The organism is Nonomuraea sp. NPDC050451 (genome assembly GCF_044458585.1).
Genome location: NZ_JBITHZ010000029.1, coordinates 12,735 through 35,603, shown reverse-complemented (window position 1 = coordinate 35,603; position 22,869 = coordinate 12,735). Strand labels below are relative to the sequence as shown.

The following is a 22,869-nucleotide window of genomic DNA, read 5'->3' as shown; positions in this document are numbered from 1 at the left end:
CCCATCTCGTAGGGCCGAATGGGCCATAGCGTGCTGGGCATGCAGAGTTCTTCGCAATCCAACACCGTCCTGACCCTCCTTCAGGAACAGCACCCCACGGTCCCCGAGGGGGCCTGCGCGATGACCGCCCTGATCGAGCTGCCGCCGGGGGACCCGGGCACCCCGCCGCACCGCCACGCCGGCCCGGTCTTCGGCTACATGCTCGAAGGAGAAATGATCTTCGAGCTCGAGGGCGAGTCCGAGCGGGTCGTCCGCGCGGGCGAGGCCTTCTGGGAGCCGGGTGGTGACGTCATCCACTACCAGGCGGCCAACAACCTCCACGACACGTGGAGCCGTTTCGTCGTCGTGATGCTGTGCGCCCCGGGCGAGCCGATGCTCACGCTGGTCGGCGAGGAGGAGCTCGAACGCCGCCGCGACCGCCGCGCCCCGCGCGGCTCGACGAGCTGAAACGCTCACCCGGGGGTGTCGGTGCGGCCGCCGGGGTGGTGTCCGCGCCAGATCAGGAAGACGACGCAGGACACCAGCGACCACGCCCCCAGCACCAGGAACGGCGCCAGGCTCTGGTGGCCGCGGAAGTAGACGGCGGTGTGCTGGGCGTTGACCGACGCTCCCGGGGGCAGCCAGCGGCCGATGACGCCGAGCGGTGACGGCAGCAGCGGCCACGACACCGCACCGCCGGAGGAGGGGTTGCCCAGCAGCACCATCAGCCCCCAGGTGGGAAGCATCGCCCAGCGCCCGAGGAAGGTGTTGAACATGGTGAACACCATCCCCGTCGTGAACATGGTCAACGCCAGGATCGACCACGACTCCAGGACCGGCAGTTTCAGCGCGCCCAGCAGCCAGTCCACGACCGCGACGATGGCGAACGCCCCGAGCCCGGCGAAGGCGGCGGTGAAGGCGATCCGCTCGCCGGGATTGAGCTGTTTGGCGTTGGCGCTGAGCTGGGCCGCCCCGGTGAACCCGATGATCACGGCGGCGAGCGTGATGTAGAAGATCGCCAGGCCGCGCGGGTCGGCTCGCTGGAGCGGCTTGACGTCCCGCACCGTGAGGCGCACCCCCACCCGGGCGGCGACGTGCGGGGCCTGTTCGACGAGCAGCAGCGCCACCGACGCGCCCGAGGCGCTCGAGACGTCCATCTCGACGTCGTCCCCGCGCGCCACGAATATGGCGAAGACCCGCTGCTCCTCGATGGCGCGCAGGGCCTCGGCGTACGTCGGCTGGAAGCGCAGGACGAGCGAGGACTCCAGGGACTTCTCCAGGCCGGTGACGAAGGCCCGCCCGCGTATGGTCTCGGCGCTGACGCCCACGACCGCCACGGGCATGTGGTGCGGCGTCGGGGAGGCCATGGCGTACGTGTACGACCCGGCGAACAGCCCCGCCCCAGCCGAGAGGATCAGCGCCAGGACGGACGCGGGAAAGTACGGCGATTCCTTGAAGGCCGCCCACCAGTCACCCATGCGCCCACGCTAGGCAGGCGCCCGCCGGTCAGGGCCGCTGACATTCGCTCCCTGACGCCTCGCGAAGCCTTTCGTGACGGGCCCGTTCCCCGAGCGCCGGACGCCGTCGTGGGCAGCACGTGGTGGAGCAGGCGGCTAACCGGACGCCGCCGTGCGGAGCGCGCGGTAGAGCAGGCGGCTGTCGCCGAGGTGGTGGCGCAGGAGCTTCTCCAGGCCGCCGATCGGGACCAGGTTCTGCGGCGCGCGCGGGTCCTTGTAGTCGACTCCGGCCAGCGGCGGCAGGGCGAGGGTGACCGCGTCGGCCAGCCGTACGACCTGGGCCGGGTCCAGGTCGGCGCTGGCCTCGCAGCGCGCCACGCCCGCCCACGGGGCGGACGACTGGACGGGGAGCCGCAGGTACCAGGCGTGCCGCCGCCAGCTCGTGCCCATCAGGAACACGGGCGTGCGCTGGCCGGGCGCGAGCGCGGCGACCACCGCGGACTGCGGCGGCGGCAGGTAGGCGGTGTGGTGGGTCTTGATGTAGCCGATCGTGCGCGGCAGGTGCGTACGCCCCCGCAGCGGCCCGTCCACCAGCAGCAGGTCGTCGCTGCGGTTGCGGTGCCGCACCGCCAGGTCCACCTCCAGCTGGGTGACCAGCCGCTGCAACGCCAGGGACAGCTCCTCGAAGCTCGCGTCGGCGGCCTTGCTGGGCTCGTACGTGGCGTGCGTGGTCTTGACCTCGGGCGTGTGCGGCGAGGCGGAGATCAGCGACCGGTTGACCTGGATCTCCGCCAGGTCGGCGCCGTCCGGGCCGCAGCGGACGATGCCGGCCGCGTACGACGCCGCGATGCCCGGGACGGGCATGGGCGCGTCGGGGTCGTGGACCCACACGCGGGCGTCGATCCTGCGGACCCCGTCGGCCACCAGCAGCGTCCCGGGAGGGGAGGCGTCGGGCCCGGGGGTGACGGGTTTCCAGTCGGCGGCCGGCCGCTCGATGTCGATGACCAGCTCGGCGCTGGTGGCGCCCATCTCGGAGAGGTTCTCGACGGCGAGGGCGGCGGCGTAGCCGGGGTCCCACGGGTCGACGGTGAATCCCGTCATGGAGCGATGGCCGCCTTCCGCACGTGGGAGCCCTTGCCGTCGCGTCTGACCTCGAAGCGCACCGGTACGCGCTCGGCCAGCGCGGGCACGTGGGTGACGACGCCGATCAGGCGGTCCTGGCCGGCGGCCAGGCGTTCGAGGGTGGAGGCCACGGTGTCGAGCGTGGCCGGGTCGAGCGTGCCGAACCCCTCGTCCAGGAAGATCGAGTCGAGGCCCCGGGCGACGGCGCCGGACAGCGCCAGGGCCAGGGCGAGCGCGGCCTGGAAGGTCTCGCCGCCGGACAGGGTGCGGGCGCTGCGCCGCAGGCCGGCCTCGCCGTAGTCGATGACCTCGATGTCGCCGGTCTTGTCGCCGAGGGCCAGCTCGTACTGGCCGTCGGACAGCTCGCGCAGCGTGTCGGAGGCCGAGGCGACCAGCACGGCCAGGGCCTCGGCGCACAGCCAGCGTTCGAAGGCGTTGGCCCGCAGGCGCAGGGCGAGCTCGTGGGCGACCTTGGCCTCGTGCTCCTTCTGGGAGACCTGGAGCTCGAGGTCGGCGGCGCGCTTGCGCTCCTCCTTGAGGCGTTCGAGGGCGCTGTCGGCGCGGGCGACGGTCCCGGCGACGGCGGCGCCGAGCTGGTCGGGCGAGGCGTCGCGCGGGGCGACCACGCCGTGCTGGGCCAGCCGCTCGGTCAGCCGGCGGCGGTCGGCGGCGAGCCGGGCGCCGGCCTGGGCGAGCTGCTCCTCGCGCTCGGCCAGCTCGGCGCGGGCGGCCTGCGCGGCCCGGTCCCGCCAGCCGAGCAGCTCGGTCCACGCCTGGTGCAGGTCGCGCCGGTCGAGCAGCGGCGGCGGGTCCTCCTGCCGGCCGGAGACGAGCAGCCGGTCGCGGGCGGCCTCCAGCTCCCGCCAGGCGCTCTCGGCCTGCCGCTCGGTGCGCTCGGCGCCGGCCCGCGCCTCGTCCAGCTTCCCGCGGGCGGCGCGCAGCGCCCTGCGTGCCTGGGTGGCCAGCTCGTCGGCCTTGGCGATCGCGGCCAGCCGGCCTTCGAGCTCGGCCCGGTCGCCGGGGGCGGGCAGCGCGGTCAGGTCGGACTCCAGCCGCGCGGCCTGCGCGGTGAGCATCGACGCCGAGGTCTCGGCCCTGGCGTGGGCGGCCCTGGCGCGCTCGGCCCGTTCGCGGGTGCCCGCGAGGACGCGGTCGGCGGCGCGGATGTCGGCGGGCGGCTCGTGCCGGGGCAGCTCGGAGACAGGGTGCCGGCAGACCGGGCACGGCTCGCCCACGGCCAGCCGCGGGATCAGGTGGGCGGCGGCGTGGGCGTCGCGCAGCCGTTCGCGCTGGGTCTCGGCGGCGGCCAGCGCCTCTTCGGCCGCTTCCCGCGCGCCGGCCAGGTCCTTCAGCGACGCGGCGGCCGTCGCGGCCTCGGCGCGGGCGCGGGCGGCGTCGGCGGCCAGGCGCTCGCGGGCGTCCAGCGCGGCCAGCGCCGCCCGTGGCGCGCCCCGGTCGCCCAGTGCGGCCAGCGCCTCGTACGCCTCGTGGTCGTCGGCCTCCAGCGTGGCCACCTCGCCGGTCAGCGCCTCGACCGCCTCGGCGGCGGCGCGGCGGGCCGAGGCCAGCGTGGGCACGGCGGCGGGCATGCGCAGCGACGACAGCATCGACCGGCGCTCGGCCATGGCGGCCAGCTCCTGCTCGGCCCGGCGGATGTCGGCCTCGCGGGCCCGCAGCAGGTCGAGGTCGGCGCCGATGGTCTCGGCCAGCCGCCGCAGCGCCTCCAGCCGCTCCGCCAGCTCCCGCTCGGCCTCCGCGGTCGCGCCGGACAGCTTGGTGAGCTGGTCGCGGGCGAAGGAGGCGGCCTGCTTGGCGGCCTCCTCCTCGCGGGCGGCGCTCTGCCTGATGCGCTCGTAGACGTCGGCGTCGAGCAGCTGCACCAGCAGGTCCTGCCGCTCGCGCGGCGCCGCGTGCAGGAACTCCGCGAAGCGCCCCTGCGGCAGCACCACGCACTGGGTGAAGAACCGGTACTCCAGCCCGGTCACCCGCTGCGCCTCCGGGGTGACGTTCTCGCCCTCGGCGAGCGGCTTGACCACCGCGTCGAACGCCTGCGCCAGCGGCGCGGCCGGGTCGAGCTCGTCGAGCCTGGCCTCCTTGGTGCGCACCGCGCCCTTGGCGTCGCGCACCATCGACCGGGCCACGCCGAAGCGCCGCCCGTTGCTGTCGAACACCATCGCCACCTTGCCGGCCGCGACGGACGGGGCCAGGGCGTGGGCGATGGAGTTTTCCCTGCCCCAGCGGGGCACCGTGCCGTACAGGGCGAAGCAGATCGCGTCGATGATCGTGCTCTTGCCGGCGCCGGTCGGGCCCACGAGCGCGAAGTATTCAGTATCGGAGAAGTCGACGGTCACCGGCTCGCGGAAGCTGCCGAAGTGGTCCAGGTGCAGCAGGAGAGGTCGCATCAGCCGGTCACCTCGTCGTAGAGCCGGTCGAACAGCGTGGCCACCTGCTCGTCGTGGCGGCCGGTGGCGGTCAGGTATTCGCGGAACAGCTCGCGCGGGCTGCGCTCGGCCGAGCCGGTGCGGCGCGTGGCGGGCACCGGCCGGAACCGTTCGTCCAGGACCACGTCCACGGCGCCGTTCAGCAGGCCGCGCACGTCGTCGGCGAGGCCCACCCGGGGTTTCTCCTCAACGATCACCTTGAGCCAGTCGTCGCCGGGCTCGATGGCCTCCAGCTGCTCCAGCGTGCCGCGCACGGTGCGCAGCCGCCGCGCCGAGGTGAACGCCAGCTCCCGCACCACGGCGGGCTTCCCGGGCGTGACCTCGACCAGCAGCGCGCCCGGGGTGTTGCCCTCCTCGCCGAAGTCGACGGCCAGCGGCGAGCCGCTGTACCAGATCGGGCACGGGCCGGGGATCTGCTGGCGGCGGTGCAGGTGGCCGAGGGCGGCGTACTGGGTGGCGGTCGGGAACGCGGTCGGCTCGAAGTAGTAGGAGAAGATCGACTGCGCCTCCCGCTCGCCGCCGCCGAACGCCCCGCCGGGCAGGGTGCCGTGGGTGGTGACCAGGTTGACGGTGTCGGCGTGGAAGCCGGCGGTGAGCGCGCCGATCAGCTCGCCGATGCGGGCGGCGTAGTCGCGGTTGTGGTCGGCGGCGGTGCCGGTGAGGACCTCGGCGGCGCGTACGACGTAGCGGTGCGACAGGAACGGCAGCACCGCCAGCCGCACCGGCTCGCCCGAGCGCGCGGTGAAGGCCAGCGTGCCGCCCGCGTCCGGGCGCCGGAACGAGCCGATGACGTGCAGGCCCAGCTTGCCCAGCACCGGCCGGTAGACCTCCAGCAGCTGCGGGTTGTCGTGGTTGCCGGCCAGCACCACCACGTCCCTGCCGTCGCCGCGCAGCGCCATCAGCGCGTTGAGCACCAGCGACTGGGCCTCGGGCGTGGGCGCCGAGGTGTCGAACAGGTCGCCGGCCACGATGACGGCGTCGACGTCGTGGGCGCGGGCGGCGGCGACCAGCTCGCGCAGCACGTCGCGGTGCTCGTCGAAGCGGGGGCGGCCCTTGAGCACCTTGCCCACGTGCCAGTCCGCGGTGTGCAGGATCTTCACGAAACCACCTGTGGTCAGAAGGGCGGGATGTCGTCTTCGACGCCGGGCAGGCCCTGGAACGGATCGGCCGAGACCTTCGCCGGCTCGGTCGCGGCCTCGGCCGGCCGGGTCGCCCAGGCCGGGAAGGGGAACGCGACGGCCAGCGGGACCGGGATCTCCGGCTGGGCGACGAACATGGTGCCGGGCTTGGCGATCGTGGCGCGCTCCCTGACGGCCGAGGGCAGCCAGCCGTACTCCGATCGGGCGGCCTCGGCCGGGTCGAGGCGGCCGGCGACACGGACGGCGCTGTTGGAGACGATGCGCCGCTCCACCTCCGAGGCGGTCTGCTGGGCGCCGATGAGGATGACGCCCAGTGAGCGGCCCCGCTCGGCCACGTCGAGCAGGATCTCCTTGATCGGGGAGTCGCCCTCGCGCGGGGCGTACTTGTTGAGCTCGTCCAGCACCACGAACAGCAGCGGCCGGGCCGTGCCCGAGGACTCCTTGCGGTGGAACTCGCCGCGCAGCACCACGCCCACCACGAACCGCTGTGCCCGCTCCGGCAGGTTGTGCAGGTCCACGATCGACACCTGCGCGTCGGAGGTGCGGACCGAGTGGTTGCGGTAGAACGGCAGGTCGCCCCGGACGATCGGGGACAGCGGCCGCACGGCGCTGCGGAGCCTGCGCAGGAAGGCGTTGACGGTGCCGAGCGGCGTCTGCGCGCCGGTCCACTCGCCGCGCGTGCCCTCGTCCTGGAGCTGGTCGGACAGCAGTTCGACGAGGTCGGTGAACGTACGGCAGGACGTGCCCCGCACCATGATCGCGCCGCCGTCGCCCACCGGCTCGGCCCACGACTTCAGCCGGGCGGCGACCTGGCCGACCAGCAGGGAGTAGCCGGCCCGCTCGTCGTCGGAGTCGGCGAACACGAAGCGCAGCAGCTCCTCCTGGCAGAACTCGACCAGCGTCCAGTAGAAGGAGCTCACCCCCTGCGTGCGCGCGGAGACGTGCGGCACGCCGTTGGGGTCGTTGGGCCGGGGCGGGGCGAAGACGTGGACGCTGCCGAACGCCTTGGCGGGCAGCCCCAGCCGGGCGTAGACGCCTCTGGCGCGCTCGTCGAGCCGCAGGTTGTCGTGGTCGAGGAAGAGCAGGTCCTCGCCCTTGACGGAGAAGATCAGCGCCTTGGTGTTGGCCGCCTCCCCCTCCAGCACGCCCGAATTGAAGATCGAGTAGAGCAGGAAGGTCGCGAAGGAGGTCTTGGTGGCCACGCCGGAGACGCCGGAGATCGACACGTGGGCGCCGCGGGTGCCGTCGAGGAAGTCGAAGTTGACGTACAGGGGCTGGCCGTCGCGGCCCATGCCCAGGGGGATCCGGCGGTCCATCACGTCGAAGTAGAGGGCCTGGTCGCGGTCGCCCGAGCCGGCCAGGAAGACCTTGGAGCCGGGCAGCGGCGGCACGAACACCTCCGGCTCGACCCGCGTCACCCGCACCTCCGCCACCTCGACCACGGCGGCCGGCAGCGCGCCGTCGGCGATCAGGAAGACGTCGGAGTCGTACGCGGCGCCCTCGTGCCTGGCCTCGACGGTCGTCACCACGCCCGCCACGAGCACGGGACCGTGGCCGGGCACCTCGCGCCTGGTCACCACCACGTCGTCGAGCTGGACGACCTTGCCCGGCTCCAGGCCGACCCAGAACGACAGCGGCGAGGCCGCCTGGGTGCCGAGCACCCGCCCGACGGCCTCACCCGCCGTGGGTGCCGCTGTGTCCGCCGCTGTGGTCACCTGATGGTTTACCGCCCCGTTGACCGTCACTCATCCCTCCGCCCCCACGAAACGCCCTTCTAAGGGAGCGTAGTGGCCCCGAGGTGTGCGTCCGGCTCATTTCGCGCCCGGCGAGGGGCCTATCGCGAGCCGTCGGCCCCCGAGCTCAGAGCCATCGCCGCCGCCTGCGCGAGAGCCGCGTGGACCTGGGCCTCGGCCACGAGCTGGCGATGGATGCGCTCGGCGGTGCCGATGTCCAAGGGGCTGCTCACCTGCGTGGCGCGCACCTCCTGCGCGGCGCCGAGCAGCCCTGCGGCCGCGTCGGCATGCTCGCGATAACGCTCGAACTCACTCACGGTGACGTTTCCTTCGCGTAGGGGGACAGTCGCCAAGCTTACGCCCCCGCGGAATCACATGGTTGACACTCGTCCGGTGAGCCGAAAAGATACGGTCGTCCGTACAACTGAGGCGGAGACGTCATGACCGACTGGGAACGCAGGCTGGCGCTCGACCCGTCAGCCGCGGTGCCGCTCTACTACCAGCTGCGCGAGCGTCTGCGGGCGGTGATCCGCGACTGCGAGCCCGACACGATGATCCCCGCGGAGAAGGACCTGATGGTCTACGCGGGTGTGAGCAGGGCGACGGCCCGGCGGGCGATCGGCGACCTGGTCCAGGAAGGGCTGCTGGTGGCCAGGCAGGGGAGCGGCACCTACACCGCGCCGCAGGCCGTGGCCCCCGAGCTGGGATCGCGGCCGGTCGGGTTCACCGAGACGATGGCGCGGCTGGGCCGCAAGCCCGCGACGCAGGTGCTCAAGGCCCACCTCCAGCAGGCCGGGTCCGACGCCGCCGCCGCGCTCGGCCTGCGGGAGGACCAGGAGATCGTCTTCGTCGAGCGGCTGCGCCTGCTCGACGGCGTGCCCTGCATGCTGGAGAGCGCCCACCTGCCCGTCGAGCTGGTCCCCGGCATCCTCGACGAGGACCTGACCGGCTCCCTCTACGACCTGCTGCGCACCAAGTACGGCCTCACCCCCGCGAGCGGCCGGGAGACGATCGGCGCGGTCAACGCCGACTACCGGCTCGCCGAGCTGCTGCGCGTGCCCATGGCCGCGGCCCTGCTGGCCACCGCCCGCAGCACGTGCACCGAGAGCGGGATCGCCCTCGAATACACCATCCGTCACGCCCGCGGCGATCTCACCGTGTTCTCCGTGGAGCTCAACGACCCCAACAACGCTCTCATGGGCCAGTAACCCCCATACCGGGAGGTCGAGCATGACCAGGTTGACCCGCCGTGCCCTGCTCAGAACCGCCACCCTCGCGACGGCGTCCGGCCTGCTCGCCGCCTGCGGCTCGGAACCGGCCGCCACGGTCCCCGCCGACGGGGTGCCGCGCGGAAAACTCTCCGTCTGGCTGCACCAGACCAAGGCGTACGACAAGGTCTTCAACCCGCTGCTGCGCAGCTACATGCAGGAGTTCGGCGGCGTCGACATCACCCCCTTGTACGTGCCGGTCGACAAGCTCGACGCCAAGCTGCTGACCGCGTTCGCCGGCGACGTCCCGCCCGACCTGGTCAAGATCGGCGGCTGGACGATCCCGGGCCACGCGCGCAAGGGCCGGCTCGCCCCGATCATCCCCAAGGCCATGGGCGTGGCCGACGAGAAGGCGCTGGTCCAGGCGTACGACGAGCACGCGATCGGCTCGCTGTCGTACGAGGGCAAGCTGTACGGCGTCCCCATCGACTACACGATCTGCTACCTCTACTACCGCAAGGACAGGTTCGCCGAAGCCGGTCTCGACCCGGACAAGCCGCCCACCACCTGGGAGGAGGTCGCCGAATACAGCAAGCGGCTGACCTCGGCCGACGGCAAGAAGGTGGGCCTGCAGTGGATCCTGGGCAGCCAGCAGTGGACGCTGATGCAGCTGCTCGCCCTGGTCAAGGGCAAGGGCGGCACGATACTCAGCCCCGACGCCACCAAGGCCACGCTCGCCTCGGACGCCGGGGTCGAGGCGCTGCGCTACTACGGCAGCCTGGGCAACCCCAAGCTGTCGAACCCGCTGTCCGGGTTCGGGCTGTTCGCCACCGGTGAGGCGGCCATGCTGGTGTCCGGGCTGTTCGCGATGGACCTGTTCCCGACGCTGAACCCCAAGCTGACCTTCGGCAAGGGCTTCGACATCGCGCCGATGCCCCGCTGGGAGTCGGGCCGGCCGGTCGCGCCCGCCTACACCTGGGGCTGGGCGGTCGCCCAGAAGTCCAAGCTCCAGTACACCGCCTGGCACTTCATCGACTACCTCCAGCGCGAGGACGTCGCCGCCAGGCAGCTCAAGGACGCCAGCCTGCTCACCCCGGTCATGGGCTGGGAGAAGCTGCCCGGGGCCGACCAGAAGGCCATCGACATCATGGCCGCCGCCGCCCCGCACGCCGACTTCGGCCCGCAGACGCCCGTCTGGAACGAGATGGCCAAGGCGCTCACCGACGCCGGAGACGCGGTGGCGTTCGGCAAGAAGACGCCCGAGCAGGCCGCGGCCGACTTCGACCAGGCGATGCGGATCGCCCTATGACGCTGTCGCTGGGGATCGCACCCCGCGTCGCGCGGGTCTCGGGCAAGGGGCAGCGCTGGGCGGAGGCGCGCACCGGCGCCCTGCTGTCCCTCCCCGCCGCCCTGTACTTCCTGGTCTTCTGGGTCGTGCCGTTCGTGTCGGCGGTCTACCTCAGCTTCACCAGCTACGACCTCGCCGGCGCCCCCGAGTGGACGGGCCTGGACAACTACCGCAGGATGCTGGACGACCCCGGTTTCTGGAACTCGGCCAGGGTCACCGCCGTCTACACCGCCGGCTCCGTGGTGCCCTCGATCGTGCTCGGCCTGGCGATCGCCGTGCCGCTGAGCAAGCCGGGCCGCTACAACGCCTTCCTGCGCGGCCTGATCATGATCCCGGCGGCGATGCCGCTGGTGGCCACCTCGCTGACCTGGTCGGTGATCTTCGCCGAGGACGGCCTGGCGAACGCCCTGATCGGGCTGGCCGGCGCGGAACCGAAGCCGTGGCTGACCGACGAGGGCCTGGCGCTCTGGGCGCTGGTGATCATGACGACGTGGAAGCACCTGGGCCTGTTCGTGATCATCCTGACCGCGGGCCTCCAGGGGCTGCCGCTGAGCGTCTTCGAGGCCGCCGGGCTCGACGGGGCGGGGCCGGTGCGGATCTTCTTCCGCATCACGCTGCCGCTGCTGCGCCGCACGCTGCTGTTCGTGCTGGTCATCGCGGTGGTCGGGGCGATGCAGTCGTTCGTGCCGGCCTTCCTGCTGACCAAGGGCGGCCCGGCGGGCGCGACCGAGGTGCTGCCGCTCTACATGTGGGCGACCGGCTTCACGTTCGAGCGCATGGGCTACGCGTCGGCCATCGCGATGGTGCTGCTCGCGGCCATGCTGGCGCTGTCGGTCGCGCAGTTCCGCGTGCTGCGGGGAGGCGATGACGGGTGAAGGTCTTACGCGGGACCGTCCTGACGCTGGTCGTGGCCGTCATGCTGCTGCCGGTGTACGCGATGTTCGCGGTCTCCTCGGCCTCGGACGCGAGCGACCTGGGCGGGCTGTCGTTCGACGCCTCCCAGCTGGGCGCGCACGTGGCGCAGCTGTTCGGCCAGGGCGGCTTCCCGCTCTACCTGCGCAACAGCCTGATCCTCTCGCTCGGCATCGCGGTCCTCGAGGTGATCCTCTCCGCCGCCGCCGGGTACGCGCTCGCGCAGCTCCGCTTCCCCGGCAGCCGCGCGCTGTTCGCGGTGATCGTGGGGACGCTGTCGCTGTCGCCGATCGTGGTGCTCGTGCCGATGTACCTCATCGTCAAGGCGCTGGGCTGGATCGACACCTTCCAGGGCATGATCGTGCCGTTCATGATGAGCGCGTTCGGGGTGTTCCTGGTCCGCCAGTTCGCCCTGGCGCTGCCGCGCGAGCTGCTGCTGTCCGCGCGGGTGGACGGGGCGAGCGAGCTGCGCATCTTCGCCCGCATCGGCGTGCCCCTGCTGCGGCCCGCGCTGCTGACGCTCTTCCTGCTGCAGTTCCTCGCGCAGTGGGACAACCTGCTCTGGCCGCTCATCGTGGCCAACAACCCGGGGCTGTGGCCGTTGCCGGTGGGGCTGTCGCAGCTCCAGACCGAGTACGACTTCAGCATCGGCCTGGTCAGCACCGCCGCGCTGATCACGGCGGTGCCGCCGCTGGCACTGATGTTCCTGCTGCAGCGCTACTACGTCGCCGGGCTGACCCTGGGAGGGGTGCGCAAATGAGCTCGTACGGGGAGTGGACGACGGCGTACGGGCTGCCCGCGTTCGCGTACACGCTGGACCAGGAGCGGGACCCGCGCGCCGAGTGGGACCCCGTGCTGGACCCGCCCACGCGGCGGCACTTCGCGCACGTGGGCAACCGGCGGATCACGCTGGTGTCGGACAACTACGGGCTGAGCGACCTGTTCGACGAGCACACCGGCCTGCTGTGGCTCACCCGGGGGACCGGCGTGACCCGCATCGGCGAGCTTTCCACCGATATTTCGGGATCTGAGCGGATCTTCGGGCCGACCTTCGCCGTCGTCCGGGTGACCGACGAGCGGGTGGCGCTGGAACGCGCGGTCCTCTGCCCGGAGGGCGAGCAGCCGTGGGTGCTGATCCGGCTGCGGGTGCGCAACCTGCTCGACGCGCCGGTACGGCTGGAGCTGACCGAGGAGTGGGCGGCCAGGGCGGCCCGGGTCGAGCTCATCACCGGCGCAGCCGACGCCGACGACCCCGGCCTGGAACTGGAGGTGATCGGCGGAGCCAGGACGCGGTCCGGGCGGCTCGTGCTCCCGCTGGAGCTGGCGGCGGGCGAGGAGCGGGTGCTGGACCTCCGCTACGGCCTGCTGGGCGACGCCGCGCCGACGCCTGCCTCCGGTTCGGCGCCCGGTTCCACCTCCCGGACCGCGACGTTCGAGGGGAGCCTGGAGGCCCTGCGCGCCCGGCTGCCGCGCGCGTCCGCCGCGCGGGCGCCCGAGGCCGAGCGGGAGATCCCCTGGCACGCCGCTCTGCTCACCGGCGCGGCCTGCGCCGACGGCGTGCTCGGCGGCCACACCCTCGACCAGGGATCCTGCTACTCCTTCCGGCACGGCTTCAACGGCGCCGCCCGCGACCCGCTCCAGCACGCGCTCCCGCTCGTCTACGTCGAGCCCGACCTGGCGCTGTCCGTGCTGCGCAACACGTGCGCGTGGGGCGGACCCGACGGAGACCTGCCCTATGCGCTCGGACCGGACAAGCGGCCCTGGACCGACCTGTTCCGCCCGTCGGACCAGAACCTGTGGGCCCTGTGGCTGGCCGCCGAGTACCTGAGCGCGACGGGCGACGAGGCCGCCTTCCACGCGGACGTGCCGTACCACCCGGTTCACGGGGCCCCAGAGGTGCCGCTGCGGGAGAACCTGCGCAGGCAGTTCAGGTTCTTCGCCGACGTGGTCGGACGGGGCGAGCACGGGCACGTCCGCATCCTCAACGCCGACTGGAACGACATGGCCATCACCGAGAGCGGCGTGCCCCGCGAGGTGATGATCGCCCAGGGCGAGTCCGTCCTGAACTCCGCCATGGCCGCCTGGGTCCTGCCGCGCTACGCGACGCTGGCCGAGCGCCTCGGCGACGACGCGACCGCCGCCGAGGCCCGCAAGCTGGGCGAGGAGCTGCGCGACCTGGTCGCGGGGGAGTGGAACGGGCGCTGGTACCGCCGCGCGTACGGCCCGGGAGCGGTCGTCGGCGACGGCGATCTGTGGCTGGAGGTGCAGCCCTGGGCCATTTTGTGCGGTGCCGCCCCTCCTGAGCGGGCCGTGGAGCTGCTGCGCACGATCGAGCGCACTTCCGCCGCCGGTTCCCCTTTGGGCGCCCGGCTGCGCTGGCCCGCCCGCGACGCCTACGGCCCCGGCGGGGTCGGCACGATCTGGTACGCGATCAACATGACCCTTGTCTGGGCCGCCGCCGAGCACCTCCCCGATCTGGCCTGGGACTGGTGGCGGCGGATGACGCTGGCCGCGCACACGGCCGCCTACCCGGACGTCTGGGAGGGCACGCTGTCGGGCCCCGACGCCTACCTGGCCCCCGAGACCGGCCGCCCCGGACGCACCTGGGACCTGGCCGAGGTCGGCGTGGCCATGCAGGCGTACCCGGTGGCCAATCTGCACAGCCACTCCCAGCCGCTGCTGGCCTACCTGCGGCTGCTCGGCGTCGAGCCCTTCCGGCGGCCGCGCGGCGGGGCCCGCTTCGCCTCCCGGGCGCTGGAGGTCGGTCCGTGACCGCACTCGGGATCGACGTCGGCGGCACGTACACCAAATGGGTGACGCTGGAAGGCGACGCGGTCTCCGGCTCGGGCACCGTCCCCACGCCGCCCGGCCCCGAGGAGACGGTGAAGCTCGCGGCCTCGCTGGCCCCGCACGCCGAGTCCATCGGGATCGGGCTCCCCGGCCACGTGGACCGCGACACCGGGACCGCCCTGTTCGTCCCGAATCCGCCGGGTGACTGGGACGGCTACCCCGTGGGGGCCCAGCTGCGCGCGCTGACCGGGCTCCCCGTCCGCGTCGTCAACGACGCCCGCGCGTTCGCGCGCGCCGAGCTGGAGCTGGGCGCCGCCCGCGGGCTGGCCGACGTGCTGTTCGCCGTGCTCGGCACCGGCGTGGGCGGGGCCGTGGCGCTGGCCGGGGCCGTCCTCGTCGGGCCGCGCGACAACCTCGGCGAGATCGGCCACGTCACGGTCTCCCCCTGGGGGCCGGTCTGCTGCTGCGGCAACCGGGGCTGCGTGGAGACGTTCGCCGGCGGGCCGGGCATCGTGCGGGCCTTCGGCTCAAGCCGGATGAATGCCGTCGCGGCCCAGGTCACCGCGGCGGAGGTCGCCGAGGCGGCCAGGGCCGGGGACGAGCGCGCGGCCCGGGCGTTCGACCAGGCCGGATGGGCGCTCGGCGTGGCGCTGGGCGACGCGGCGGCGTTCTTCGGCGTCGGCTCGGCGGTCGTTGGGGGCGGCGTCTCCGGCGCGCTCGACCTCATGCGATCCACCCTGCACACCGAACTCGCGCGCAGACGACCGCTGATCGGAGAGGTCACGGTGCTGCCCGCCGTACTCGGCCCGATGGCGGGGGCCATCGGCGCCGCACTCTACGGGAGGAGATCTGGATGAAGTGGATAAGCCGCGCCATGGAGCTGCTCGGCGAGATCGAACGGACACAGGAGGACGCTCTTGCCCAAGCCGCTCGCATCGCCTCTGAGGCGATCCTCGGCGGAGGAGTGGTGCACACGTTCGGAACCGGACATTCGCGGATGGGTGTGGAGGAGATGTTCCCCCGCTACGGCTCCTATCCCGGCTTCCACCCCATCGTCGACCTGTCCACGACCTTCTACACCCAGGTGGCCGGCTCGAACGGGATGCGGCAGGCCATGTTCATCGAACGCGTCGAAGGGCTGGCCGAGGCCATCCTGGCCAACTTCGAGCTGCGGCCGAGCGACGCGGCCATCGTCTTCAGCGTCAGCGGGCTGAACGCCGTGCCCATCGAGATGGCCATGGGCCTGCGCAAGGCGGGCCTGTCCGTCGTGGCCGTGACCTCGATGAACGAGACCATGGCCGTCGAGCCCGGACACCCCAGCGGCACCCGGCTGGCCGACCACGCCGACGTGGTGATCGACCTGCGCACCCCGGTCGGCGACGCGCTGTGCCAGGTCGAAGGGCTGGCCGAGCCGGTCGGCCCCGGCAGCACGCTGGCGGCCGTCTCCGTGGTCAACGAGATCAAGGTCCGCACGGCCGAGCTGCTGGTCGCGGGCGGCTGGACGCCGCCGGTCATCTCCAGCGCCAAGCTCGTCGGCGGCCCCCGCTCCGACGAGCTGTTCGAGGCCGCCTACCTCGAACACGCCCGCCGCGCCGCCGCCGTGCTCAGGAAGCCATGAGCGCCGTCCTGGTGGCGGGCTCGGACGGCGGCATCGGCCGCGCCTGCCTGGAGGCGGTCGAGGCGTCCGGCGCGAGCGCGTACGGCGTGGACCTGGCCGACGGCATCGACATCACCGAGCCCGGCGGGGTCGAGAAGGCGCTGGCCCAGGCCACGGCCCGGCACGGGCGGCTGGCCGGCGTCGTGCACGCGGTCGGCATGTCCGGCCGCAGGCTCGGCGACGGCGGCGTGGCCGAGTGCACCGACGAGGCCTGGCACGAGGTGCACCGGGTCAACCACGAGTCGGTGTTCCGGCTGCTGCGCGCGGCGATCCCCGCGCTGCCCGAGGGCGGGTCGATCGTGGTGATCGGCTCGGCGCTCGGCACGTCGATCGACGACGACTTCCGCACCGTGGCCTACGCCTCGGCCAAGGGCGCGCTGATCCCGCTGATCAGGACCGCCGCGCGCGAGGCCGCGCCGCGCGGGGTGCGGGTCAACCTGGTCTCGGCCGGCCTCGTGGCCACGCCGATGAGCGTCCGCGCCCGCACGTCCGCCGCCGTCAAGGCCAGGATGCCCGCGCTGATGCCCCTCGGCGCGAGCCCCTGCCGGCCGGAGGAGGTCGCGCAGGCCGTGCTGTGGCTGCTCTCGCCCTCCTCGGGGCGGACCACGGGCGCGGTCATTCCCGTCGACGGAGGGTGGCATCTGCGGTGAACGTCCTGTGGGAAGGCGACGTGGTCGTCGCCGGCGGCGGCAGCGCCGGGTGCGCGGCGGCCGTGGCGGCGGCCCGCGCCGGCGCGTCGTGCCTGCTGGTGGAGCCGGCGGGCTTCCTCGGCGGCACCGGCGTCGCCGTGCTCGACACGTTCTACGGCTTCTACGCCCCCGGCCCGGTCTCGCGGCGGGTCGTCGGCGGGATCGGCTGGGAGGTGTGCGAACGGCTCTTCTCCGCCGGTGCCGCCTTCGAGCGGCCCAACACGTACGGGGCCGGCACCGGCGTCACGTACGAGCCGGAGGAGCTCAAGCTGGTCTGGGACGAGCTCACCTCCGGCGCCGGTGTGCTGCTGCACGCGCGGGTGTGCGCTTACGTGCCCGGGGTCGGGGTCGAGGTGGAGACCGTGGCCGGCCGGTTCCTGGTCAAGGCACCGGTGGTCGTGGACGCGACGGGCGACGGCGAGGTGGCCTGGCGGGCCGGGGCCACGCTGGAGCGGCCGAGCATGCGCTCCCAGCCGATGACGGCCACGTTCCGGCTGGGCGGGGTGGATCTTTCGGCCACCAGCACGGCCGAGCTGCACGCGCTGATGGCCGACGCCGATCTGCCCAGGCGCGAGGGTTCCGTGCACAGGACCGTCAACGACGGGATCGTGCACACCAACCTGACCAGAGTGAGCGGGCTCGACCCGACCGACCCGTTCGAGCTGTCGCGCGCCGAACGCGAGGGACGTGCGCAGGTGCGGGAGTACGTCCGCTTCCTGCGGGCCAAGGTGCCCGGGTACGAGTCGGCGGTGCTGCTGAGCACGTCCGTACGGATCGGGGTGCGGGAGTCGCGGCGGCTCGTAGGGCGATATGTCCTGACTTCTGATGACGTGTTGGCCGGGAGGGATTTTCCCGACACGATCGCCCGGTGCGGCGCCCCCATCGAGGACCACGCCGCCGGGGCGGCCACCCGGTGGGAGTACGTGCACGACTACGGGACCTACGGGATCCCGTACCGGTGCCTGCTGCCGGTCGAGGTCGACGGGCTGATCGTCGCGGGGCGGTGCCTGTCGGCCACGCACGACGCGCACGCCTCGGCCCGGTCGATGGGGCAGTGCATGGCGATGGGACAGGCGGCCGGGACGGCGGCGGCGCTGGCCGTACAGGCCGGGGTGGAGCCCGCGGCGGTGGACGTGGAGCTGCTGCGCGTCCGGCTGCGCGAGGAAGGAGTGCTCCTGTGACGGTTCGCACGGTGCTGGGGGATGTCGAGGAGATCGGCGTCACCTATGCGCATGAGCACTTTTTCATGACCGGTGACTGGCCCGTCCGCAACGAGCCCGACTACCGGCTCGACTCCCTGGACGCGGCCGTCGCCGAGGTGACGGCGGCCCGGCGGCTCGGGCTGTCCGCGGTGGTCGAGATGACGCCGCTCGGGTTCGGCCGCAGCCCGTCGCTGATGAAGGCGCTGGCCGAGCGGACCGGGCTGCACGTGATCGCGGTGACCGGCTTCCACAAGAGCACCTATTACAGCGACGCCCACTGGCTGCACCGCTACTCGCCCGAGGAGATCGCCGAGCTGCTGGTGGCCGAGATCGAGCTCGGCATGGACGAGTACGGCCTGGTCGGGCCGCTGGTGCGGCGGTCGCCGGCGCGGGCGGGGGCCATCAAGATCGCGACCTCGTACCACGCGTTCGGGCGCGGGGTGGAGCGGCTGGTCGGCGCGGTGGCCGCGGCCGCGCTGCGCACCGGCGTGCCGGTCGTCACCCACTGCGACAAGGGCACGATGGGGCACGAGCTGCTGGACGCGCTGTCGGCCCACGGCGTGGAGGCCGATCGGGTGGTGCTCGGGCACATCGACCACAATCCCGACGCCGGATATCTGGCGTCATTGGCGGAGAGGGGGGCCTACCTGGCCTTCGACCGCCCCGGTCGGATCAAGTACGGGCCCGACAGCGAGATCGTCGCGCTCGTCGCCGAGCTGGCCGGGCGCGGGCTGGGGCATCGGCTGCTGTTCGGCATGGACCTGGCGCGGCGGTCGTACTGGCCGGGGCTGGGCGGCGGGCCGGGGCTGACGTACCTGCTGGAGCGGTTCGTGCCGCGGCTGGAGGCGGAAGGGCTCGGCGAGGCGGCCAAGGCCGCGCTGATCGCCAACCCGCGCGCCGCCTTCGCGCTGCGGCCGGGCCGTTAGGCGCGCGCGGCGGCGATCCTGCTACCTGGGACGACTCGCGGGCTCAGGCGGCCGCGCCCGGGGATCCGGTCTGTGGGAGCCCCTCGGCGACGAGTTCGGCGGCGCGCACCGGGTCACCGCTCACCCGGTCGCGCAGCCGCTCGATCGACCAGTGGTATTTGTCCCCGCATGCCGCCAGGGTGAGTCCCGGCTCGCAGATCTCGCCGTACACGCCGAAGTCGAGCTCGGGCATGCGGGCGTGCAGGGCCTCGGCCAGGCCGGCGGCGAAGGCGTCGCGCGCCGCACGCGAGGCCGGATCGCACTCGCCCAGCGCCGCGGCGATGCCCTCGTCCTCCTCGAAGTCCTCCAGGTACGGCACCAGCGCCGGATCCCCGAGGCAGGCGATCGCCGTCAGCGTGTTGGGGCTGAAGCCGCCGTCGTCCAGGAGGCGAGCGGCATGCGGCACGACGCGGCGATCACGACGGCGGGCCAGCCCCGCGATCGCCTCCTCGCGTGCCTCGGTGTCCTGATCGCCGACCCGAGCCCACAGCGCCTCCCGGATCGCCGAGCCGTCCGCCTGGCACTGGGTCCCCAGGGCGAACGTCGCCCAGTCCCGCACCTCGTCCTCGGGGTCGGCGGTCAGCCGGATCAGCGCCTCGATCACCGCGTCGTCGTCCTCGCACCCCAGCGGCAGCGACCACGCGACGTAGAAGCGAACGTCCTCGTCGGCGTGCTCGGCCAGGCGTAGCAGCTCGGGTACGGCCCGCTCGTCGCCCGTGCAGCCCAGCGTCCGCGCGATCGAGGCGTGGACCGCGGGCTCGGTCTCGGTCGCGATCAGCTCCAGGACCGCGAGCAGCACACGCTCCCGCACGGACTCCTCGACCTGCGCCACGTTGCCCAGCAGGTCGCAGCCGATCTTGCGCTCGGCCGGATCGGGAGACCGCACCAGAGCGAAACCCCGCTCGGCCGCGGTCTCCCGATCCTCCGTGGCCTTGCCCACCAGTTCCCACGCCTGGTCGTAGTCGCCCGGACAGGTGGCGTTCCTGATCAGCTCGACCGCTTCGGCGATGACGTCCATGGGACGCATGGTCGCGCGGCGCGCGCCGCGCGGCCATCCGTTTTTCTCAAGGTAGGTTCTTCTCGACCTGGTTCTGCCAGTTGGCGTTGGTGTTGATCTCGGGCGAGGCGCCGGCGAAGGCGCCGCGCGCGTACGTGTCGCCCTGGAGCTGGTACATCAGCCACGCTGTCACGTAGCCGAGGAAGCCGCCGCCCGTGCCCTGGATCGTGTTGTGGCCGGCGCCCTTGAGCAGCGCCTTCGCCGCCGCGCCCGGGACCTGGTCGTAGTACGCCTGCAGCGCCGAGTTGGGGGAGATGATCGTGTCGCCGGTCCCGCTGACGAACAGCACGGGGCAGGTCAGCTGGTCCACGTGGAACGCGTCGCCCGCGCTCACCCAGATGGGGGCGGGCAGCGCGATGGGGACGACGGTGTCGATGAGGCCGCCGGACTTGGTGGCGGTGTTCACCGAACCGCCCGCGCCCTGGGAGTGGCCGACCGCGCCGACCCTGGTCACGTCGAGCTTGCCGTAGAAGACGCTGGAGCTGTCGGTGTTCCGGTCGATCAGATACTGGGCCGCGGCGATCATCTCGGACCCGGTGCCCGTCGTGGTGTCGGTGGAGGCGACCACGGCGAACCCCCAGGAGGCCAGCTGGTTGAGCAGCCCCGGGTACTGCGTGGGCACCGCGTTGGTCCCGTTGCCCCAGGTGATGATCGGGTGCTTGAAGCCGCCCGCCCCGAGGTCGGCCGGGTAGTAGAGCTTGTATCCGGGCGCGTCGGCGGTCGTGACCGTCCACGGGCCCGCGACCTTGTAGTGCGCCTCGATGGTGTCCGCGGCCTGGGCGGGGCTGGCCAGGAGCCCGAGTACGAGCGCGACGGCGGCCACGACGAACTTCATACAGCCTCCACAATTTGTACGGATGACCGAAACTCTCGCTTCACAAGTGGGTCGTGTCAATGGTTGGATCGTGGCCATGGAGCACGTGCCTTCCGCGGCGGAGATGCTGGGCTGGATCGAGACCGTCGTGGGGCAGGGCGTCCGCCGCCCCGGCTACCCGGCGGACGCGTGGACCGAGCGGTGGCTGGCGGAGCGCCTGTCGGAGTTCGGCCTGGAGGTCACGCTCGAACCGGTCGAGGTGCCGCGCTGGCAGCCGGGCGCCGGGCTGCTGCGCCTCGACGACGGCACCTCGTGGACCGGCATGCCGCTGCCCCACACCGCGCCGACCGGCGGCCTGCGAGGGCGGATCGCGCGGCTCGCCGACGCCCGGCCGGGCGACATCGTCGTGGACGAGGTGACCTTCGGCGAGCTGCCGCAGTCGTACGTCAAGACGCTCGCCACCTCGGCGTACGACCCCGAGGGCGTCTTCGACACCCTCGTCCAGACGATCCCGTTCGGCCCGCGGATGATGGAGGTCGTCGAGCCCGCCCTGGCCGCCGGGGCCGCGGGCTTCATCGGCGCGCTGACCGGCGTCCCCTGGGAGACCCGCGACTACTACGTGCCGTACGATGCGGTCGAGCGCCCCATCCCAGCGCTGTGGCTGTCCGGGACGGACGCCCGCCGGCTCCTGGCCCGCCTCCCGTGCGAGGGGGAGCTGATCGCCGAGTCCGCCACCGACACCGTGATCACCCACAACGTGGTCGCCACCCTCCCCGGCAGTTCGCCCCACACGGTCATCGTCGCCTCGCACCACGACGCCCCATGGGCCTCGGCCGTCGAGGACGCCTCTGGCCTGGCCCTCGTCCTGGCCGCCGCCCGCCACTGGGCCCGCGTCCCGGCCGAGGAGCGCCCGCACAACCTGACGTTCCTCCTCACCTCCGGGCACATGGCCCACGCGGCGGGCACCCGCGCCTTCATCGACCGCCACCGGCCGGAGCTGGCCGGCGTGGTGCTCGAACTGCACCTGGAGCACGCCGCGCTCCGCTGCGAGGCGGTGGACGGCACGCTCGTGCCGACCGCCGAGCCCGAGGTCAGATGGTGGTTCACGACGCGTGCCCCCCAGCTGGAGGAACTGGTCGCCGCGACGCTGGAGGCGGAGGACCTGCGGCGCTCGTTCGTCCTGCCCCCGGACGTGTTCTCGCCGATGCCGCCGACGGACGGCGCGTTCTTCCACCCCGAGGGCGTGCCGCTGGTGCACTTCCTGTCGGCGCCGATGTACCTGTTCGACTCGGCCGACACGATCGACAAGATCGACGTGGCGGGGCTGGAGCCGCTGGCCCGCGCGGCCGTCCGGATCGTGGCGGGCACCGCCGGGTGGACTCCCGCGGACCTTCGCGCCCCCGGATCCGGGTAGCGGCGCCCCGCTGACCATGGTCATGCTGGGGGGACAACGCCCCAACGCCGCCAGGACGTGATCACGATGTCACAGACTCCCGTTCGGTTCTCCGAAGAGCGTTCCGAGGACGTCGTCGCGGCGTCGTTCGCCGGCGCCCATGACGCGCGGCTGCGGCAGGTCCTCACCAGCCTCGTCCGCCACCTGCACGCCTTCGCCAAGGACGTCGAGCTCACCCAGGCCGAGCTCGACGCGGCCGTCGGCTTCCTCACCAGGACCGGGCAGACCTGCGACGACACCCGCCAGGAGTTCGTCCTGCTGTCCGACGTGCTCGGCCTGTCGATGCTCGTCGACACCATGGCCAACCGGGCGCCCGCCGGGGCCACGGACTCCACCGTCCTGGGGCCGTTCCACATGGTCGACTCCCCGCCGCGGCGGCTCGGGGATCTGATCTCCCTGGTGCCCGGCGGCGAGCCGACGCTCGTCACCGGGCAGGTGCTCTCCGCCGGCGGCCACCCCCTCGCCGGCGCGGTCGTGGACGTCTGGCAGGCCGACGAGAAGGGCTTCTACGACGTCCAGCGGGACGACGTCCCGACCGGGCACCTGCGCGGCCTGTTCACCTGCGACGACCAGGGGCGTTTCGCGTTCCGCACGATCCTTCCGGCCCCGTACCCGATCCCCGACGACGGGCCGGTCGGGCAGCTCCTGGCGGCGTCGGGCCGCCACCCCTACCGGCCCGCGCACATCCACTTCATCGCCGGCGCCGACGGCCACGCTCCGCTCACCACGCACGTGTTCGTCTCCGAGTCCCCTTACCTCGACTCGGACGCGGTGTTCGGCGTCAAGGACAGCCTGGTGCTGGACTTCGTCCGCGCCGAGGACGCGGAACTGGCGGCGGCGTACGGCATGCCCGTCCCGTTCCGCCACGCCCACGTGGAGCTCCGGCTGCGCGAGAGCCGGTGA

21 protein-coding genes are annotated in these 22,869 nt (G+C 73.0%); 13 read left to right on the top strand and 8 right to left on the bottom strand.

Features of this window, described 5'->3' with window-relative positions:
* Nucleotides 1–39 precede the first annotated feature (39 nt).
* Nucleotides 40–447: a cupin domain-containing protein gene (locus ACIBI9_RS49415; RefSeq protein WP_397233809.1), complete on the top strand. Its 408-nt coding sequence runs from the start codon at nucleotides 40–42 to the stop codon at nucleotides 445–447.
* A gap of 5 nt (nucleotides 448–452) precedes the next feature.
* Here the strand turns inward: ACIBI9_RS49415 and ACIBI9_RS49410 are convergent, their stop codons facing one another.
* The 6 genes from ACIBI9_RS49410 to ACIBI9_RS49385 form a co-directional block, all read right to left on the bottom strand.
* Nucleotides 453–1,457: an ABC transporter permease gene (locus tag ACIBI9_RS49410; protein WP_397233807.1), complete on the bottom strand. Its 1,005-nt coding sequence runs from the start codon at nucleotides 1,455–1,457 to the stop codon at nucleotides 453–455.
* Nucleotides 1,458–1,592: 135 nt separating this feature from the next.
* Nucleotides 1,593–2,537 carry a hypothetical protein gene (locus ACIBI9_RS49405; RefSeq protein WP_397233805.1) on the bottom strand — a complete coding sequence of 315 codons (945 nt, stop codon included), beginning with the start codon at nucleotides 2,535–2,537 and terminating at the stop codon, nucleotides 1,593–1,595.
* Nucleotides 2,534–4,960 (bottom strand): AAA family ATPase, encoded by a 2,427-nt coding sequence (locus tag ACIBI9_RS49400; protein WP_397233802.1) that lies wholly within the window; start codon nucleotides 4,958–4,960, stop codon nucleotides 2,534–2,536. The genes ACIBI9_RS49405 and ACIBI9_RS49400 overlap by 4 nt, the downstream gene beginning before the upstream one ends.
* Nucleotides 4,960–6,099: an exonuclease SbcCD subunit D gene (locus ACIBI9_RS49395; RefSeq protein ID WP_397233800.1), complete on the bottom strand. Its 1,140-nt coding sequence runs from the start codon at nucleotides 6,097–6,099 to the stop codon at nucleotides 4,960–4,962. The genes ACIBI9_RS49400 and ACIBI9_RS49395 overlap by 1 nt, the downstream gene beginning before the upstream one ends.
* 14 nt (nucleotides 6,100–6,113) lie before the next feature.
* Entirely contained in the window at nucleotides 6,114–7,853 is a 1,740-nt protein-coding gene (locus ACIBI9_RS49390; RefSeq protein ID WP_397233798.1) for an ATP-binding protein, read from the bottom strand.
* Nucleotides 7,854–7,972: 119 nt separating this feature from the next.
* The gene (locus ACIBI9_RS49385) at nucleotides 7,973–8,188 is read right to left on the bottom strand and encodes a hypothetical protein (RefSeq protein ID WP_397233796.1); all 216 of its coding nucleotides are present in this window, start codon (nucleotides 8,186–8,188) and stop codon (nucleotides 7,973–7,975) included.
* 123 nt (nucleotides 8,189–8,311) lie between these two features.
* On the opposite strand from ACIBI9_RS49385, the gene ACIBI9_RS49380 reads away from it, so the two are divergent.
* Genes ACIBI9_RS49380 through ACIBI9_RS49335 form a run of 10 tightly spaced genes read left to right on the top strand, consistent with a single transcriptional unit; the run spans nucleotide 8,312 to nucleotide 18,603 of the window.
* Nucleotides 8,312–9,079 carry a GntR family transcriptional regulator gene (locus ACIBI9_RS49380; protein WP_397233794.1) on the top strand — a complete coding sequence of 256 codons (768 nt, stop codon included), beginning with the start codon at nucleotides 8,312–8,314 and terminating at the stop codon, nucleotides 9,077–9,079.
* 22 nt (nucleotides 9,080–9,101) lie between these two features.
* Nucleotides 9,102–10,388, top strand: coding sequence for an ABC transporter substrate-binding protein (locus tag ACIBI9_RS49375; RefSeq protein ID WP_397233792.1), 1,287 nt, complete (start codon nucleotides 9,102–9,104; stop codon nucleotides 10,386–10,388).
* Nucleotides 10,385–11,302, top strand: a complete 918-nt coding sequence (locus ACIBI9_RS49370) for a carbohydrate ABC transporter permease (RefSeq protein WP_397233790.1) — start codon at nucleotides 10,385–10,387, stop codon at nucleotides 11,300–11,302. The genes ACIBI9_RS49375 and ACIBI9_RS49370 overlap by 4 nt, the downstream gene beginning before the upstream one ends.
* Nucleotides 11,299–12,099 carry a carbohydrate ABC transporter permease gene (locus tag ACIBI9_RS49365; RefSeq protein WP_397233788.1) on the top strand — a complete coding sequence of 267 codons (801 nt, stop codon included), beginning with the start codon at nucleotides 11,299–11,301 and terminating at the stop codon, nucleotides 12,097–12,099. Before ACIBI9_RS49370 ends, ACIBI9_RS49365 begins: the two co-directional genes overlap by 4 nt.
* The gene (locus ACIBI9_RS49360) at nucleotides 12,096–14,111 is read left to right on the top strand and encodes a GH36-type glycosyl hydrolase domain-containing protein (RefSeq protein WP_397233786.1); all 2,016 of its coding nucleotides are present in this window, start codon (nucleotides 12,096–12,098) and stop codon (nucleotides 14,109–14,111) included. Before ACIBI9_RS49365 ends, ACIBI9_RS49360 begins: the two co-directional genes overlap by 4 nt.
* Complete coding sequence (locus ACIBI9_RS49355) at nucleotides 14,108–14,986, top strand: ROK family protein (protein ID WP_397233784.1); 879 nt, start codon at nucleotides 14,108–14,110, stop codon at nucleotides 14,984–14,986. The genes ACIBI9_RS49360 and ACIBI9_RS49355 overlap by 4 nt, the downstream gene beginning before the upstream one ends.
* Nucleotides 14,983–15,747, top strand: coding sequence for a sugar isomerase domain-containing protein (locus ACIBI9_RS49350; RefSeq protein ID WP_397233781.1), 765 nt, complete (start codon nucleotides 14,983–14,985; stop codon nucleotides 15,745–15,747). The genes ACIBI9_RS49355 and ACIBI9_RS49350 overlap by 4 nt, the downstream gene beginning before the upstream one ends.
* The gene (locus ACIBI9_RS49345; RefSeq protein ID WP_397233779.1) at nucleotides 15,744–16,436 is read left to right on the top strand and encodes an SDR family NAD(P)-dependent oxidoreductase; all 693 of its coding nucleotides are present in this window, start codon (nucleotides 15,744–15,746) and stop codon (nucleotides 16,434–16,436) included. The genes ACIBI9_RS49350 and ACIBI9_RS49345 overlap by 4 nt, the downstream gene beginning before the upstream one ends.
* Nucleotides 16,433–17,656, top strand: coding sequence for an FAD-dependent oxidoreductase (locus tag ACIBI9_RS49340; protein WP_397233777.1), 1,224 nt, complete (start codon nucleotides 16,433–16,435; stop codon nucleotides 17,654–17,656). The genes ACIBI9_RS49345 and ACIBI9_RS49340 overlap by 4 nt, the downstream gene beginning before the upstream one ends.
* The gene (locus ACIBI9_RS49335) at nucleotides 17,653–18,603 is read left to right on the top strand and encodes a phosphotriesterase (RefSeq protein ID WP_397233775.1); all 951 of its coding nucleotides are present in this window, start codon (nucleotides 17,653–17,655) and stop codon (nucleotides 18,601–18,603) included. Before ACIBI9_RS49340 ends, ACIBI9_RS49335 begins: the two co-directional genes overlap by 4 nt.
* Nucleotides 18,604–18,646: 43 nt before the next feature.
* On the opposite strand, the gene ACIBI9_RS49330 is transcribed toward ACIBI9_RS49335, so the two are convergent.
* Nucleotides 18,647–19,660, bottom strand: coding sequence for a HEAT repeat domain-containing protein (locus ACIBI9_RS49330; RefSeq protein ID WP_397233773.1), 1,014 nt, complete (start codon nucleotides 19,658–19,660; stop codon nucleotides 18,647–18,649).
* A 46-nt stretch (nucleotides 19,661–19,706) separates the two neighbouring features.
* On the bottom strand, nucleotides 19,707–20,534 hold the full coding sequence (locus ACIBI9_RS49325) for an alpha/beta hydrolase family protein (protein ID WP_397233771.1): 828 nt from the start codon (nucleotides 20,532–20,534) through the stop codon (nucleotides 19,707–19,709).
* A gap of 76 nt (nucleotides 20,535–20,610) precedes the next feature.
* Here ACIBI9_RS49325 and ACIBI9_RS49320 point away from each other — a divergent pair, with 76 nt between their 5' ends.
* On the top strand, nucleotides 20,611–21,927 hold the full coding sequence (locus ACIBI9_RS49320; protein WP_397233769.1) for a M28 family peptidase: 1,317 nt from the start codon (nucleotides 20,611–20,613) through the stop codon (nucleotides 21,925–21,927).
* Between the two features lie 66 nt (nucleotides 21,928–21,993).
* Nucleotides 21,994–22,869: a dioxygenase gene (locus ACIBI9_RS49315; RefSeq protein WP_397233767.1), complete on the top strand. Its 876-nt coding sequence runs from the start codon at nucleotides 21,994–21,996 to the stop codon at nucleotides 22,867–22,869.

What these genes read in the sequence shown, in the direction of transcription:
- ACIBI9_RS49330 (WP_397233773.1), bottom strand. Translation starts at nt 19,660, where the DNA reads ATGGACGTCATCGCCGAAGCGGTCGAGCTGATCAGGAACGCCACCTGT.
- ACIBI9_RS49360 (WP_397233786.1), top strand. Translation starts at nt 12,096, where the DNA reads ATGAGCTCGTACGGGGAGTGGACGACGGCGTACGGGCTGCCCGCGTTC.
- ACIBI9_RS49405 (WP_397233805.1), bottom strand. Translation starts at nt 2,537, where the DNA reads ATGACGGGATTCACCGTCGACCCGTGGGACCCCGGCTACGCCGCCGCC.
- ACIBI9_RS49325 (WP_397233771.1), bottom strand. Translation starts at nt 20,534, where the DNA reads ATGAAGTTCGTCGTGGCCGCCGTCGCGCTCGTACTCGGGCTCCTGGCC.
- ACIBI9_RS49370 (WP_397233790.1), top strand. Translation starts at nt 10,385, where the DNA reads ATGACGCTGTCGCTGGGGATCGCACCCCGCGTCGCGCGGGTCTCGGGC.
- ACIBI9_RS49320 (WP_397233769.1), top strand. Translation starts at nt 20,611, where the DNA reads ATGGAGCACGTGCCTTCCGCGGCGGAGATGCTGGGCTGGATCGAGACC.
- ACIBI9_RS49410 (WP_397233807.1), bottom strand. Translation starts at nt 1,457, where the DNA reads ATGGGTGACTGGTGGGCGGCCTTCAAGGAATCGCCGTACTTTCCCGCG.
- ACIBI9_RS49400 (WP_397233802.1), bottom strand. Translation starts at nt 4,960, where the DNA reads ATGCGACCTCTCCTGCTGCACCTGGACCACTTCGGCAGCTTCCGCGAG.
- ACIBI9_RS49415 (WP_397233809.1), top strand. Translation starts at nt 40, where the DNA reads ATGCAGAGTTCTTCGCAATCCAACACCGTCCTGACCCTCCTTCAGGAA.
- ACIBI9_RS49345 (WP_397233779.1), top strand. Translation starts at nt 15,744, where the DNA reads ATGAGCGCCGTCCTGGTGGCGGGCTCGGACGGCGGCATCGGCCGCGCC.
- ACIBI9_RS49315 (WP_397233767.1), top strand. Translation starts at nt 21,994, where the DNA reads ATGTCACAGACTCCCGTTCGGTTCTCCGAAGAGCGTTCCGAGGACGTC.
- ACIBI9_RS49375 (WP_397233792.1), top strand. Translation starts at nt 9,102, where the DNA reads ATGACCAGGTTGACCCGCCGTGCCCTGCTCAGAACCGCCACCCTCGCG.
- ACIBI9_RS49380 (WP_397233794.1), top strand. Translation starts at nt 8,312, where the DNA reads ATGACCGACTGGGAACGCAGGCTGGCGCTCGACCCGTCAGCCGCGGTG.
- ACIBI9_RS49350 (WP_397233781.1), top strand. Translation starts at nt 14,983, where the DNA reads ATGAAGTGGATAAGCCGCGCCATGGAGCTGCTCGGCGAGATCGAACGG.